This window comes from Clostridium fallax (assembly GCF_900129365.1).
Classification (GTDB): domain Bacteria; phylum Bacillota; class Clostridia; order Clostridiales; family Clostridiaceae; genus Clostridium_AH; species Clostridium_AH fallax.
This window is the reverse complement of record NZ_FQVM01000026.1, coordinates 18,999-34,124: the sequence shown is the minus strand read 5'-3', so window position 1 is coordinate 34,124 and position 15,126 is coordinate 18,999. Positions and strand designations below refer to the sequence as shown.

Genomic DNA, 15,126 nt, shown 5'->3' with positions numbered 1-15,126 from the left:
CAATTTCCACTATTCCTATTAAAATACTTTAATTATATATATTTATTTTATACCCTCTATACTATTATTTGTTAAATTTTTTTTAAAATAAATTTAACGAATTACTTTAACCTATTAATCTTATATAAATAAATTTATGACATAAGATAATTATTTTTATATTGAAAATATTTTACATACACCTATAATGAAGGTAAGAGAAGTAGCATGAATAGGATGTATAAATAAAACTCTTTTAAATTTAAATCTAAAAATTATAACTTCATATAACTATTTAGTTTTAAATTGTTATAAAGATGATATTATAAATCTTAACTTAAACCTTCCATATCTTAATCAAAGTATAAAACTTAAAAATATCTGTAAAGGAGTACTAAGTTATGACTTTTAGATTTAAGAATAATTATTTCCTATCTTTTTTATTAACTACAACATTAATTTCTAGCATAAGTAATATTAATATATTAGCTAAAGATAATAATTATAGTAAAATAGATGATTTTAAAAATATTTTAGATGTTAAAGGAAATCCAACAAATAAAACTTACGATGATTATGGTACAAATAAATTTAATAATTTTTCTTATATATGTATTTGGCATGGATATTATCTTCCTAAAAGAGATTGTGCCAATCTATATGGTGGTTTTGTAGGACCTTTTATAATAGGTGAATAATATCTCCTGTTAATCTTTCAGATTCAATAAATAAAATAACTATAAAAAATATAGATAATAATACCATCTATGACTTAAGTACTAGTAAGAAAGTAAACTTTGATTATTATTCTGGTAGACTTTGTGAAATTTATACCTTGGATGATTTTATATTAAAATTAAATCTCATATTTCAAACTAATAGGACTTGCTTTAATAAAAACAGAAATTCTAAATAATACTAATAAAAATTTGAATCTTAACTTAAGCTGGAATAAAAGAATTTTAAATAAACTAGATGGCTATGATTTAAGTAAACGCTTATATAAATGAAATAACAGTTAATTTCCCAAAAATTAGATCTACTTGGTAGTTTCTTTCCACAGATGAAACAAAATTTAATATAAAATATAGTAATGACGTAGAAACAACTATAGATAATAATTCATATATTTCTAATTTAAAATATCCCATAGCTCCAAAAGAGATTTTTAAAACTTTTTTAACTTAAAGTTATACTTTTACAAAAGATGATTTAAATAAAGAAAATAATAAAATCAATTCCTTATTAGCTAATGGAGATTATTATTTCACATAAAATACTAATTATTTAAAAAATACACAAATAAAACTTTATCAGAAATAGAAAAAATGTAGATATTAAATATAAAAATGTTGCAATAAAAAGTATGATGACTTTAATAACAAATTGGAGAAACCCTACTGAAGTTATAAAACATGATGGTATAATACCTTTTATGTCTTATAAATGGTTCTTTGGTATATGACCTTGGGATTCTTGGAAACAAACTATAGATTCTGCTAGTTTTGATAAAAATTTAAAGGAAAATTAAAAATAAAACTTTGAGATAACCTTAATTTATAAAAAGTTTATCCCAAAGTTTTATTTAAATCCATAATTATTTTTAAAAGGAACTACTTAATTTATTAACATTTTCATAATTATTCAATATATCAATGATATTTAATATGAAAATCTTTTCCTCTTTTGAATATTTATTTTCTAAATTAATTTCTATATTTTTATAACTATCATTTTCTAACAAACTTTTTAATTTGTTTACTAAGGATATGACATATTCTTTATTAAAATTATATTTTTTATTTAATAAATAATATCTATATATGCTATTAATTAAAACTCTTTGATTATATATAAATTCTCTTTCCTTATCACAATTAGCGCCAAAATTAGTTAATTCCATTCTTTCCTCTATAAATGCAGGAATTAAAAATAAACTTTTTATACTATTTTCGCACATATTACTATGAACATCATAAAATAATTCTTTTATAATATCATTATAAGTTTTTACTAAATACTTATTTCCATCTTTAATTTCATAAGGAAATACATACTTATTTATTAATAAAGATATAATAGCTCCTAAAATTACAAAAATAATTCTGCTTAAAGCAAACTTTGTAGTATTACCAGAAATAGATACAGATGCTACTGCTGATACAGTAACACATATAATTAAATTTTTATATCCTACTGCAAATGGATTTAAGTAACCTGCTAATAATACAATTAAAAATCTTAAGTTAGTATTTTTTATTAAAGCAAAAGAAATAAATACTATTAAAATTCCTATTAAAGTACCTTCTACTCTTTCTTTTGATCTTCTCTTAGACATTTCTGAATATGGCTGTATCAATGAAAAAATTGTATAAACTAACCATCTTCCTTCAGAAAGTTTAAAATAGCAAACTATAAAAGATGTAATAGCTCCAGCAATACCTAATCTTATAGCATAAGATAACTTTATAGAATCTATATTTAAATTTTTTTTATGTATAAATATCTTTTTAAACTTTTGTGGTACTATTTTCTCTTTTTCTATATAATTTCGATTTTTTTTATCTAAATCTAATAATTTTTTCATATCTTTCTTAAAGTAATTTATAGATTCAACTATTTCATAGATATAGAGATTAAAATTGTTATTAAATTCTGTTTCTTCTTGAATAATATTTTTAAAACTTTCATCTGTAGATTCTACTAATAAACTATTTATTTTATTTAAGTATGTATAATAATTTTCTTCCTTACATTCTTTTGATAAATTAGTTAACAGTATACTAATTCTTTCTAATGAGAATAATATGTCTGTTAATAATTTTCCATCTAATGTTAAATGAAAATTATTAAACCTCTTATCATAAATTAATTTCTTTAAATCATTAATAGAATTTTTTATATCTAAATCTATACTAGTATAATCTTTATTTTCTTTTAGGCATTTAATTTTTAAAGATATATCTTCAACCAATTTATTTATTATTTTTACTCCACTTTTATAAACCTTATCTTTATTAAATAAATATTGCAGAATCATTATAAAAAAACTACCAAAAATAAGGCTTATAATTCTTTTATTTAGAGATTGTCCATATACCGGTGAAAATAAAATAAATAGATATTGAAGACCAAATGGAACTACTATAGACTTTCTTAAATTATAGCTAAATAAATATCCTATTATAAATAAAGATAAAAAATTTATAAATAACCCTAACCAAACATTATAATTAGCTGCCATTGCAAATACTAAAGTGCCAAGGTTTATTGTTAATAATTTAAATAAATTTTTTATAGGATTTATAGTTAAATTTCTTTCTAATAATACTAAAGCTAAAGTTATAATAGTAACTCCTATTAAAGTATTATCTTTTCCGAAAATCATTTGAAATAGACTAATAAATCCTACAATTAGAATGAACATAACTGTATTAGATAATATTTTTTTCTTATCCATATTTCCTTCCCCCAATTAAAGTATGCAAGAAACAATACTACCACAAGTATATTTACATTTCAATATGAATTTAAATTCATATTGAAATTAAAAAGTTATATTATATTTATAGACTTTATAATAACTATTAAAATCTTATGAAAATAAAAACCTTCTTTTATTTTTAAATTTAGCTAAAAACTAATTTTCTTTTAACAAAAGAAGGTCTTTCCTAATTATTATAAAATTGCACTCTAAAGTTAATTATATAATAACTAGAAATATTTCTATAATTAGAGTCTTATAAAATAACCCATACTAAAATTATTTAATATAATTATTCATGAACTGAGTCACTATATTGTGGTGTAACCTTTCCAAAACCACCTGCAACTTCCTCTATATCTCCTGTTATATAAGATGAATCATCAGAAGCATAAAATAATACAACTTTTGCTATATCACAAGGGTCTCCTATTCTATTTAACGGAATATGTTTTAAAAATCCTTCTATAAATTCATCACTCATATTATCTAATGCTGCTTTAGTTCCTATTAATCCTGGCAATACAGCATTGCATCTTACATTATATCTTGCATACTGTGCTGCAATATTTTGAGTTAAAGAATTTATTGCTGCCTTGGATACACAATATGCTACTCTAGATAAATCAGGTATTACAGATCCTATAGAAGAGATATTTACTATACTTCCTCCTCCATTTTTAATCATAGTAGGAATGGCAGCTTTACATGGTAAGTATACACTTTGTAGGTTTCCTTCAACTATTTCAAAAAACTTATCTGAATCTCCCTTAACAACATCTCTATCAAATCTAACATCTGTAACTCCATAATTATTAACAAGAATATCTAATTTACCTTCATTTTCAATTACTTGATTTACCATACTTGTATATGTCTCTTTTTCTTTTCCATTAAAATAAACAAACTTTGCTTTTCCGCCTTTTTCTTCAATATTATTTATAACTTCTTTAGCTAATTCTTCTGATCTTGCACCTATATAAACTAATGCTCCATTTTCAGCAAGAATATTTGCACAGGCTAAACCTATTCCTTTTGTGGACGCTGTTATAAGCGCTACCTTATTTTTTAATTTCATAATAATCACCTCATAAATTATTTATAGTTTTTATAATTAATTATAAAAATTTCATATTTTATCCTGTTAAATATTTATATTACTCTAACTAACTAATATTAAAGGTGTTATGTTAATTTATATGATTAAACTGTTTTTATTATTTAATATACTTTTAATTTAAAGTAACCTCTAAAACTTTACTTATAATCTTTATATTAAAGCAAAGAAATTCTACATGTTATAACTTTTTCATTAATCTTATGACATTATACTTATTAAGTCTAAATAATTTCTTTTACTAGATCCATCTTCATATATGTTAAGACTATCCTCTGTTTTCTTTATAAAAATCTATACTAGGAAATAAATGTCATAAGTCATATCATTTTTTATGTATTTATACTGTCAAATATATAATATGAATTAAAAAAATGATAATATTAATACAAAATAAAGCATTTACACAGAAAATTTTTTTAAATGCCTTTTAAACTTTGTTTTTTATATTCTAAATTATAAGTTCATCATAACTTATAAATCTTATCTTAATAAAAATATTGTTTAAATAATTATTAAATTTATTTTTAAGTTTTTATAAAAACTCTTGTTTAATTCTATTAGTTATAAAAAATTAGAATGAACTTAATTATTATATTTAATATATTTTTATTATAATTTTTTATAAAAAATATACTCTTTAAATTATTTTTAATTAAAAATAATTTAAAGAGTATTAAAATATTATAAATTTATGCTGCTCTATCAGTTTGTGAAGATCTATCTTTACGAATATCTTTAAATAAATTTATACAAATCCCTAAAATTAATCCTATTACTGAAGGTAAAATCCAACCAAGTCCTTGTGAATAAAGTGGTAATTTCATACATAAATTATTCAAAAATTGTACTTTGACTCCAGCTCCACTTAATGCATATAATATACTTACTATAGCAGTAAATAAAATTGTAAATCCATACACTATTGAGCTTTCCTTAAAAAACTTATCTATAATAGATAATAAAATAAGTACTATTGCTACTGGATAAATTGCATTTAATACTGGAACTGATACTGATAAAATTTTTGTAAGTCCCATATTAGCAAGAACCATACTTGAAACTGTAAGTATTCTTACAAAAGTTATATATTTCACTCTTGGAACTATAGTTACAAAATATTGACTACAAGAAATTATAAGTCCAACAGAATTTGTTAAACATGCAAGAGTAAAAATTAATGCAAGTAATACAACCCCTGGTTTTCCAAAAATATATAGCATTATATTAGCTAAAGTTTGTGCTCCATTACTAGTTTCTCCAAATCTTCCTCCACTAGTAGCTCCTAAATGTGAAAGCATAAAATATATAATTATTAATAAGCTTCCTGCTATTATTCCTGCCTTTATGGAATTTGATATCATAGATTTTTCATCTTTAATCCCCTTCTCTTTTATTACTAAAGATATTACTATCCCAAAATTTAATGCTGCTATAGTATCCATTGTTAAGTATCCATCTAAAAATCCTTTTACAAAAGGTGAATTTATATACTCTCCTGTTGCTCTTCCATATCCCCCTAATGGTTTAAATAAACTAGCTATAAATATTCCTGATATTAAAATTAATAATGTAGGTGTTAAAACCTTTCCCATACGATTTACTAGTTTAGATGGTGTTAAACATAACCAGTAAGCCACTGAAAAAAAGATAAAAGTATATATAAATAATGCTAGTGATTTAGAAACTAATCCTTCTGGTAAAAATGGTGCTACTGCCATTTCAAAAGGTAAGCTTCCTGCCCTTGGAATTCCTAAACAAGGTCCTATTGATAAATATATTAAAACTGTAAATACCATTGCAAAATTAGAATTCACCTTTTTAGATAGTCCATGAAGTCCTCCTGATTTTGCTACTGCAATAACCCCTAAAATAGGAAATCCAACTGCAGTAATAAAAAACCCTAACATCGCTACAAAGGTATGACTACCTGCTTGTTGTCCTAAAAATGGTGGAAAAATTAAATTTCCTGCTCCAAAAAATAGTGAAAAAAGCATTAAGCTTATAAGTAATAAATTTTTTCTTGATAATTTATTCATTTAACTTCCCCCTATATGTACAATTTAAATCATTTAGTATTTCATAATAATATCTCTTTTTATGTCTATAAAAAATCCCCCTTAGATATTTAAAAATATTAGTTTTATTTTAAAAAAATATATAAAAAAAACCTTATCCCTAATAAAAGGGACGAGGTTTAATCGCGTTACCACCCTAATTCTATAAAATAAAAAAATATATAAATATTTTATAGCTCTCTAATACGTACTAATAATACGCTTTTCTTTTAACGGTGAAACTCCGATAAAGCTTACTATATTTCAGCTTTACTTCTCAGAGATGATTTTCAAATATATATTGAACATTGGCTTTCAGCAAAATACCAACTCTCTTTAGAACAAAAATATAATTTACTTTTTCTCTTCATAGAATTTAATTAGAATTTGTTTTTTTAAATATTATACCTTTTAAATTAGAATGTCAATATACTTTATTAAATAAATATATTATTTTAATAAATTTAACTTGTATTTTTTAATTTTTTAATATTATATAAAATTACTTAATATAATATTAAAAATAATATCCTATAAAATAATTTTTAATTCATATATTTTACAGGATATTATTAATTTTTAATATTTAATTTTTTACTATTTCATTAATTTACAAATATCATTTGTAAACTCTACTGGATCTTTTATTGGCAATCCTTCTATAAGTAATGCTTCATTATATAATAAATTAGTATATAATTTAAATTTTTCTTTATCCTTCTCGAAGGATTCCTTTAAAGCCTTAAATACATCTCCATTAGTATTTATTTCTAAAACTTTATCTACATTTAGATTATCATTATTAGGCATAGCACTTAATATTTTTTCCATCTCTATACTAATTTCACCTATATTAGATATACATACTGGATGATTTTTTAATCTTTTTGATGCCCTAACTTCTTTAACTTTATTATTTAAAATATTTTTCATCTCTAAAAATAAATCTTTATTTTCTTCATTTTCTTTTGAAATTTCTTCTTTATTTTCTTCTGATTCTATTCCTAAATCACTGCTTGATATAGATTTAAATTCTTTATCCTTATATTTCATCATCATCTTTATAGCAAATTCATCTATATCCTCTGTAAAGTATAGAATTTCATATCCTTTGTCTAAAACAAATTCTGCTTGCGGTAATTTTTCTATTCTATCTATGGAATCTCCTACAGCATAATAAATATATTTTTGATCGTCTTTCATTCTTGAAATATATTCTTCCAAAGTTACCATTTTCTTTTCTTTTGAAGAGTAGAACATTAATAAATCTTGTAAAAAGTCTTTATTAGCTCCAAAATCACTATAAACACCAAATTTTAATTGTCTTCCAAAGGAATTATAAAAGATTTCATATTTATCTCTTTCTTTTTTTAGTAAATTTTCAAGTTCACTTTTTATTTTATTTTTTATGTTTTTAGCAATTAATCTTAATTGTCTATCATGTTGTAAAATTTCTCTTGATATATTTAAAGATAAATCTTCTGAGTCTACTATTCCTTTTACAAAAGCAAAGTAATCTGGTAATAGTTCTCCACATCTATTCATGATTAAAACACCATTTGAATATAATTCTAATCCTTTTTCATATTCTTGAGTATAAAAATCATATGGTGTTTTTTCTGGAATAAATAAGATTGCATTATAGCTTACAACACCATCAACGCTAATATGAATATGCTTTAAAGGCTTATCAAATCCATAATGTTTTTCCATATAAAAGTTATTATAGTCTTCATCTGTAAGCTCATTTTTATTTTTTCTCCATATAGGAACCATACTATTTACTGTTTCTTCTTCTACATATTCTTCATAGTCATTTTCAGAGCCTTCTTTAAGTTTTCTTTTAGTTATATCCATTTTTATAGGATATCTAATAAAATCGGAATATTTTTTGATTAATTCTTTTAATTCATATTCCTCTAAATATTTATCAAAATTTTCATCTTCTGTATTCTCTTTTATTTTAAGTATTACATCTGTTCCAACAGAATCCTTTTCACAAGGTTCTATTGTATATCCATCTACTCCTTCTGATTCCCATTTATATGCCTTATCACTTCCAAAAGTTTTACTTATAACAGTAACTTTATCTGAAACTAAAAATGCAGAATAAAATCCTACTCCAAATTGACCTATTATATCATGTTCAAGTTCAGCTTCTTTTTCCTTTTTGAATTGTAAAGAACCACTGTTAGCTATAATTCCAAGATTATCTTCTAGCTCCTCTTTTGTCATTCCAATACCAGTATCGGAAATTTTTAAAGTTCTATTTTCTTTATTAGGCGTAATTTTAATATAATAATCTTCTTTATTAAAACTTAAAGAATCATCCACTAATGTTTTATAATAAATTTTATCAATAGCATCACTAGCATTAGAGATTAATTCTCTTAAAAAAATCTCCCTATGAGTATAAATAGAGTTAATCATAAGATCTAATAACCTTTTAGATTCTGCTTTAAATTGTTTTTTTTCCATGTCAAATCTCTCCTTTCAAAATGTAAAGCATAAAATTTATAAATTAATTTTTTAAATAATCATATTTATAAAATAATTTTTGTGTAAATTATCTTATAAATACCTTTCAAATCCATTTGTTAATAATAAAAAGTTAAAAAATTTTATTATTAGCACTCTTACAAGTAGATTGCTAATAACAATTTTTATATACCATATTCTGAATTTTTTGTCAATATTCCATCTTCTATATTCAATATTTTAATTTTTTACAACTTAAAAATAAATATAGGTTATACCTTCACATAAAAGGTATAACCTATAATAGCTTTTAAATAATTAAATTTTGATTTTAAATGAATATATTTTAGTTTATTTTATATTATTTAGTTTTTATAACTTTCTTACAAGCTAACACAATATCTTCTGCAGTCATATTATATTTTTTTGAAAGGAATTTCATACTTCCAACTTCTCCAAAATGATCATCTACTCCTACAGGTTCTACTGATACAGGATAGTTTCTAGCTACCACTTCAGAAACAGCACTATAAAGTCCTCCGATTATATTATGGTTTTCACAAGTTACTGCTGCTTTAGTCTTTTTTAATGAATTTAAAATTATATCCTTATCAATTGGTTTTATTGTATGTATATTTATTACTTCAGCATTTATACCTTCATTTTTTAACATTTCACAAGCATCTATTGAAGGTTTACACATAATTCCTGTGCAAAAAATAGTTACATCTGTTCCCTCTTTTATAACATCACCTTTATATAAATCAAACTTATAATTTTCATCATATATTTTAGGTGCTTCTTTTCTTGGCATTCTTAAGTATAGTACCCCTTTGTGATCAACTGTTTCAATTAAAGCTTCTTTTAACTGAACCTCATCAGCAAGGTCTACAATAGTTACATTTGGTATACTTCTTAAAACTCCGATATCTTCAAAACTCATATGAGTTCCCCCATTAAGTTCTGAAGCTATTCCTGCATCTGTTCCTATTATTTTTATATTTTGCTTAGCATAAGCCATTGATATTGCTATTTGATCACATATTCTTCTTGTTGAAAATGCTGTAAATGTACATATATAAGGATTCATACCATAAGCACTCATTCCAGCAGCCATAGAAGCCATATTTTGCTCACTTATTCCTGTATCAAAAGCTCTTTCTGGAAATACTTTTCTAAGAGGCATTGTTCCATTAGCTTCTGCTAAATCTCCATCCATAAATATAATATTATCATGTTTGTTCATCAAGTTTTCCATTGTTTCACATAATACTTTTCTCATTTCCATAATAAAGCCCCCTATCTTAATTCCTCTATTGCATTTTTAAATTCTTCTTCTGTAAGCCCCATACTATGACATTTGTACCCTGCCTTTTCTATAGGAGAAACTCCCTTACCTTTTTTAGTATCTAATATGATTGCTATTGGTTTATCTTGGTTTTTCCCCTTTTCAATAGCTTCATGAATTTCTACTAAATTATGTCCATCTACTTCTAGTACATACCATCCAAAAGCCTTCCATTTATCTGCCATAGGATCCATGTTAATTATGTCCTTTGCTTCTCCATCTAACTGTAACTTATTATAATCTACAAATAAAATTAAATTATTTAATTTAAATTGTGGTGCTGCTAGAGCGGCTTCCCATACTTGTCCTTCATTACACTCTCCATCACCAACTATACAGTATATATAAGCATTATCCTTTTTTATTTTTGAAGCTTTAGCCATTCCAACTGCACAACTTATTCCTTGTCCTAAAGAACCTGTTGTCATATCTACACCATTAGTTCTATTCATATCACAATGGCTTGGAAGAAGAGTATTCTCCTTATTTAATGTAAGTAAATCTTTCTCTTCTATATATCCTTTATCTGCTAGAACTGCATATAAAGCTGGACCTGCATGACCTTTAGATAAAACTAATCTATCCCTATTTTCTTTCTTTGAATTTTTAGGATCTATATTCATTTCTTTATTATATAAAAGAGTTAAAACTTCTACTATAGATAAACTTCCACCATAATGTCCTTTTCCAACACTATGTATTTCCTCTAATATTAATCTTCTAATTTTATTGCATTTTTCAGCTAAAAACTTTTCTTCCTCTCTTCTCATAATGCTTCCTCCATTCTATTTAATATTTATTTATTATATTTAATACTTCATCTTTAGATGAAGCATCCATAAGCTTTTGTATATCATTAGGATTATTTATTATATCCATAAATTGAGACAGTGCATGTAAATGAGCCTCTTTATCCTTTGTTGCAAAAGTTAATACAATCTTTACTGGATCATTAAATTTACTATTAAATTTAATTGGATATTTTAAGTTAATGAAACTCATTGAAGTTTTATTTATCTCCTGTGGTAAATTAGCATGAGCTAAACAAACTCCTGGAGCTATAACCATATATGGTCCTAAATTTTTCAAATTATATATTATTGCCTTTCCATATTCTTCAGTTACATAACCTTTCTTCTTAAGAGGTTCAACTCCCTTTAAGATTACCTCTTCCCAATCTTTACAATTAAGCTTTAATTCTATTGTCTCTTTTTTTATGAATTCTGAAATAGAAATATTTTTTTTCTCCTCTGGAAACTTTTCTTCCTGTCTTTTTAGTTCGTATAATATTTCATATCTTAGTTGTTCTTCATCTTTTACATCACAATATTTTTTTATAGTTTTAATAATTCTATTAGCCTTTTCTATTTCATCATTTGCCTCTTCCTTCTTTACTATAGGTAAAAGATGATTATTTAATATTAAATAATCCTTTTCATTAAGGAGAGGACTTATTTTCATATACTCATCCTCTTTAAGATTCGGTATATCAATTGTACTAATTATATAATCACAAGACTTTACAATCGTCCTATCTATATTTCTACTTGCATATGTACCTAATATCTCTACCTGAAATTTTTGAGAAATACTTGCTGCTATCATCTTAGAAGTTCCTATACCTGTTCCACAAACAATAATTATCTTAGCTTTTTTACTTTTTCTTTGTTCATAAAGTCTTAAAGCTGCTCCATAATGTAAAACTATGTATGATACTTCATGTTCACTTAATGGACTTCCTATAAATTCTTCTAAGTATTTACTGGCTGCCTTTACTATATTAAATAATTCTTGATATTTAGTTTTTATCTTGTCAAATAATGGATTCACAAGATTAGATCCATATTTAATTCTATATATACTAGGTCTTAAATGAAGAATTAGTCCTTCTATTAAACCTTCTTTTTCTTCATCAAATTTTATTCCATAAGCCATTTCTACATATTCTGTCATTAAATTAACAACTTTATTTAGGGCTCCATCTTTATATTTATTTTCCCCTTGAGATATATTTTTTAAAACTTTAGCTCCTAATAAATGTATTACTATATAGCTTATTTCCCCTTCTGGCACTTTAATTTTATAATGATTTTCTATTTTTTTAATTATTTCTTTAGAAACCTCATACTCCTTAGTTTCCTTTGCCATTTCCTCATTTATGTTAGGAAAATATATATCTTTATTAAGTTGAACTCTTTTTATCATTATTGATAAATGAGTAACAAGACCGCCATAGGCTTCATCACTAAACTCTCTTTTAAGCTCTATTTCTGCTCTCTTTATAAGTCCATCTATAAAATCTATATCAATATCTGAAAATAACGTATCAAACTGTAAATTGTTTATTTTTGATTGAATTGATTTTCTTGAAACATAATTTAACAAATCCTCTGAAGATGTTGATTTATATATTATATCTACAACTGCATTCCTTTTATCTATTTCATTTCCTTCTACTATCATTCCTATTTTAGGTTTTCTAATTAAGGTAAGATTTCTTTCTTTTAGCCACTGTTCTATAGAGTCTAGCTCTTTTAATAAAGTATTTTTAGATACACATAATTTTTCTTCAAAAAATCTTATTTTTACAGGAGTATTACTTTGAAGTAATTTAAGAAGCATATGTAAATATCTTTCTTCCTTAGAATATACATATTTATAAGGAGTATATTCTCCTACAAATTTTTTTAAATACTCTTTAAGATTTTCATCATTAGGAACTTTTATTCCCTTTTTATACTTTTTATCTAAATACCCAAATCCATTTTTAATTAGAAACTTTTCTATTTTATCTATTTTATATCTTATTGCTCTATTAGTTACTTTATATTTTTCCGCTATTTCATCTATCTCTACAAAATCATTTTTGTCTACAAGATATTGTAATATTTGAATACAGCTTTCATTAAGTTCCATATTGTTTCAATCCTTTCTACTTTTATTATAAAGAATCATAGTCCATAAAAATATTGCTTATATGTAATCTTTTCTTCGTATTAAAATTGAAAAAATGAACCTTTAAATAATTTAAAGACTAACTAAATCTACATAGATACTTTTAAAATCTTTTTCGTTAAATAAATTTTAAAAAAGCTATAACAAAAATTACCTGTAAAATTTTTTATTATTAAATTTATCTTTTGAATTTAGTTAACTTAAAATATAGTTTCTATATATTAAATAAAATTTTAATTTACAAGTAAAAACATATATTTAAAAAGACCGTAGTAGATTTTTTTATCTTTCTACCTACGGTCAAATTTTATACTTTATTTTTATAAATTAATAACTTCTTGTTTTTATCTACTATATAAACATCTTTATATTATTTAACAGACCTTTAACTAAAATCCAAATAATGCTGTTATTTTAGCTAAGATAATTCCGATTACTCCAAAGTCTGCATCACTAAATGTAGTTCCTGTATAACCAAGTCCCCCTAGTGTTGGCATTAATAACGCTGGTAAGAAAGTGATTATTAACCCATGAGTAAAGGCACCTAATATAGCTCCTCTTTTTCCTCCTACAGCATTACCAAATACTCCTGCTGTAGCTCCACAGAAGAAGTGAGGCACAACACCTGGTAATATAACTGGTGCTTTTAAGAATATTAATATAAACATTCCAACTATACCACCAACAAAACTTGATAAAAATCCTATTAAAACTGCATTTGGTGCATAAGGGAATACTACTGGACAATCTAATGCTGGTTTTGCATTAGGAACAAGCTTCATAGCAATTCCTCTAAACGCTGGTACTATTTCTCCAAGTATTAATCTAACACCTGCAAGGATTACATAAACTCCACCAGCAAATGTTATTGCTTGAATTAATGAGAATACTATAAGATTTTGTCCACCACTTAATTCTTTAACGTATTCCGGACCTGCTGCTATTGCAACTATTAAATATAGTATTAACATTGTTAAACTTATTGCAACTGATGTATCTCTTAAGAAAGTTAATCCTTGAGGGAATTTCATCTCTTCTGTTGACTTAGATCCTTTACCTACAAGCTTTGCAACGCCTGCAGCTACAAGATATCCAAAAGTTCCAAAGTGTCCAAAGGCGATATTATCTACCCCTGTAATTTTTTTCATTATAGGTTGAGCTAAGGCTGGCATCAAGGCCATTATAAACCCTAGTAATAAAGATCCTACTATAACTAATGGTGCTCCGCTAACTCCACCAGCTATTAATATTGCAGCTAACATACAAGCCATATATAATGTATGGTGTCCTGTTAAGAATATGTATTTCATCTTTGTAAATCTTGCTATTAATATATTAACTATCATTCCTAAAGCCATTATTAAGGCTGTTTGAGTTCCATAATCTTTTAATGCCATTCCTACAATAGCCTCATTATTAGGAACTATTCCTGTAATTCCAAAACCATATTGAAACATTTTACCGAAGTAATCTAGTGCACCAACAACTATTGTAGCACCACCGCCAAGAACTAAAAATCCCATTATAGTTTTAATAGTTCCAGTAACGCAATCAGATATTGGCTTCTTTTGAAATATAAGACCAATTAAAGCAACTAAACCAACTAATATCGCTGGAGTACTTAATATATCTAATAAAAATTGCAACATATAATTTCATCTCCTTTTAACCCTATTACATTTAAGAATTTTTTCTTTTGTGCATTATT

At 24.6% G+C, this 15,126-nt stretch carries 10 protein-coding genes and 1 other annotated feature; of the genes, 1 reads left to right on the top strand and 9 read right to left on the bottom strand.

Annotation, left to right across the window (positions count from 1 at the left end; all coding sequences use genetic code 11):
* Nucleotides 1–380 precede the first annotated feature (380 nt).
* Complete coding sequence (locus BUA70_RS10705; protein ID WP_072897198.1) at nt 381–677, top strand: hypothetical protein; 297 nt, start codon at nt 381–383, stop codon at nt 675–677.
* Nucleotides 678–977: 300 nt separating this feature from the next.
* On the opposite strand, the gene BUA70_RS13085 is transcribed toward BUA70_RS10705, so the two are convergent.
* The 9 genes from BUA70_RS13085 to BUA70_RS10665 all read right to left on the bottom strand — a co-directional run bounded on the left by BUA70_RS13085 (nt 978) and on the right by BUA70_RS10665 (nt 15,067).
* On the bottom strand, nt 978–1,130 hold the full coding sequence (locus BUA70_RS13085; RefSeq protein ID WP_159429651.1) for a hypothetical protein: 153 nt from the start codon (nt 1,128–1,130) through the stop codon (nt 978–980).
* A 452-nt stretch (nt 1,131–1,582) separates the two neighbouring features.
* Nucleotides 1,583–3,439, bottom strand: a complete 1,857-nt coding sequence (locus tag BUA70_RS10700) for an FUSC family protein (protein WP_072897195.1) — start codon at nt 3,437–3,439, stop codon at nt 1,583–1,585.
* A gap of 316 nt (nt 3,440–3,755) precedes the next feature.
* Entirely contained in the window at nt 3,756–4,541 is a 786-nt protein-coding gene (gene hdhA / locus BUA70_RS10695) for a 7alpha-hydroxysteroid dehydrogenase (RefSeq protein ID WP_072897193.1), read from the bottom strand.
* A gap of 731 nt (nt 4,542–5,272) precedes the next feature.
* The gene (brnQ, locus tag BUA70_RS10690) at nt 5,273–6,619 is read right to left on the bottom strand and encodes a branched-chain amino acid transport system II carrier protein (RefSeq protein WP_072897191.1); all 1,347 of its coding nucleotides are present in this window, start codon (nt 6,617–6,619) and stop codon (nt 5,273–5,275) included.
* 144 nt (nt 6,620–6,763) lie between these two features.
* Nucleotides 6,764–7,017, bottom strand: a binding site (T-box leader).
* A gap of 217 nt (nt 7,018–7,234) precedes the next feature.
* Nucleotides 7,235–9,115 carry a molecular chaperone HtpG gene (gene htpG, locus BUA70_RS10685; RefSeq protein ID WP_072897189.1) on the bottom strand — a complete coding sequence of 627 codons (1,881 nt, stop codon included), beginning with the start codon at nt 9,113–9,115 and terminating at the stop codon, nt 7,235–7,237.
* Nucleotides 9,116–9,476: 361 nt separating this feature from the next.
* Entirely contained in the window at nt 9,477–10,403 is a 927-nt protein-coding gene (locus BUA70_RS10680; protein ID WP_072897186.1) for a transketolase family protein, read from the bottom strand.
* A gap of 11 nt (nt 10,404–10,414) precedes the next feature.
* Complete coding sequence (locus tag BUA70_RS10675) at nt 10,415–11,233, bottom strand: transketolase (protein WP_072897184.1); 819 nt, start codon at nt 11,231–11,233, stop codon at nt 10,415–10,417.
* 19 nt (nt 11,234–11,252) lie between these two features.
* Entirely contained in the window at nt 11,253–13,379 is a 2,127-nt protein-coding gene (locus BUA70_RS10670; protein ID WP_072897182.1) for a BglG family transcription antiterminator, read from the bottom strand.
* Between the two features lie 428 nt (nt 13,380–13,807).
* Nucleotides 13,808–15,067 (bottom strand): PTS ascorbate transporter subunit IIC, encoded by a 1,260-nt coding sequence (locus BUA70_RS10665; protein ID WP_072897179.1) that lies wholly within the window; start codon nt 15,065–15,067, stop codon nt 13,808–13,810.
* Between the last annotated feature and the right edge of the window lie 59 nt (nt 15,068–15,126).

Coding starts and splice junctions, on each gene's coding strand:
- BUA70_RS10680 (WP_072897186.1), bottom strand. CDS start 10,403: ATGGAAATGAGAAAAGTATTATGTGAAACAATGGAAAACTTGATGAAC.
- BUA70_RS10670 (WP_072897182.1), bottom strand. CDS start 13,379: ATGGAACTTAATGAAAGCTGTATTCAAATATTACAATATCTTGTAGAC.
- hdhA (WP_072897193.1), bottom strand. CDS start 4,541: ATGAAATTAAAAAATAAGGTAGCGCTTATAACAGCGTCCACAAAAGGA.
- BUA70_RS13085 (WP_159429651.1), bottom strand. CDS start 1,130: ATGGGATATTTTAAATTAGAAATATATGAATTATTATCTATAGTTGTT.
- BUA70_RS10700 (WP_072897195.1), bottom strand. CDS start 3,439: ATGGATAAGAAAAAAATATTATCTAATACAGTTATGTTCATTCTAATT.
- BUA70_RS10675 (WP_072897184.1), bottom strand. CDS start 11,233: ATGAGAAGAGAGGAAGAAAAGTTTTTAGCTGAAAAATGCAATAAAATT.
- htpG (WP_072897189.1), bottom strand. CDS start 9,115: ATGGAAAAAAAACAATTTAAAGCAGAATCTAAAAGGTTATTAGATCTT.
- BUA70_RS10665 (WP_072897179.1), bottom strand. CDS start 15,067: ATGTTGCAATTTTTATTAGATATATTAAGTACTCCAGCGATATTAGTT.
- brnQ (WP_072897191.1), bottom strand. CDS start 6,619: ATGAATAAATTATCAAGAAAAAATTTATTACTTATAAGCTTAATGCTT.
- BUA70_RS10705 (WP_072897198.1), top strand. CDS start 381: ATGACTTTTAGATTTAAGAATAATTATTTCCTATCTTTTTTATTAACT.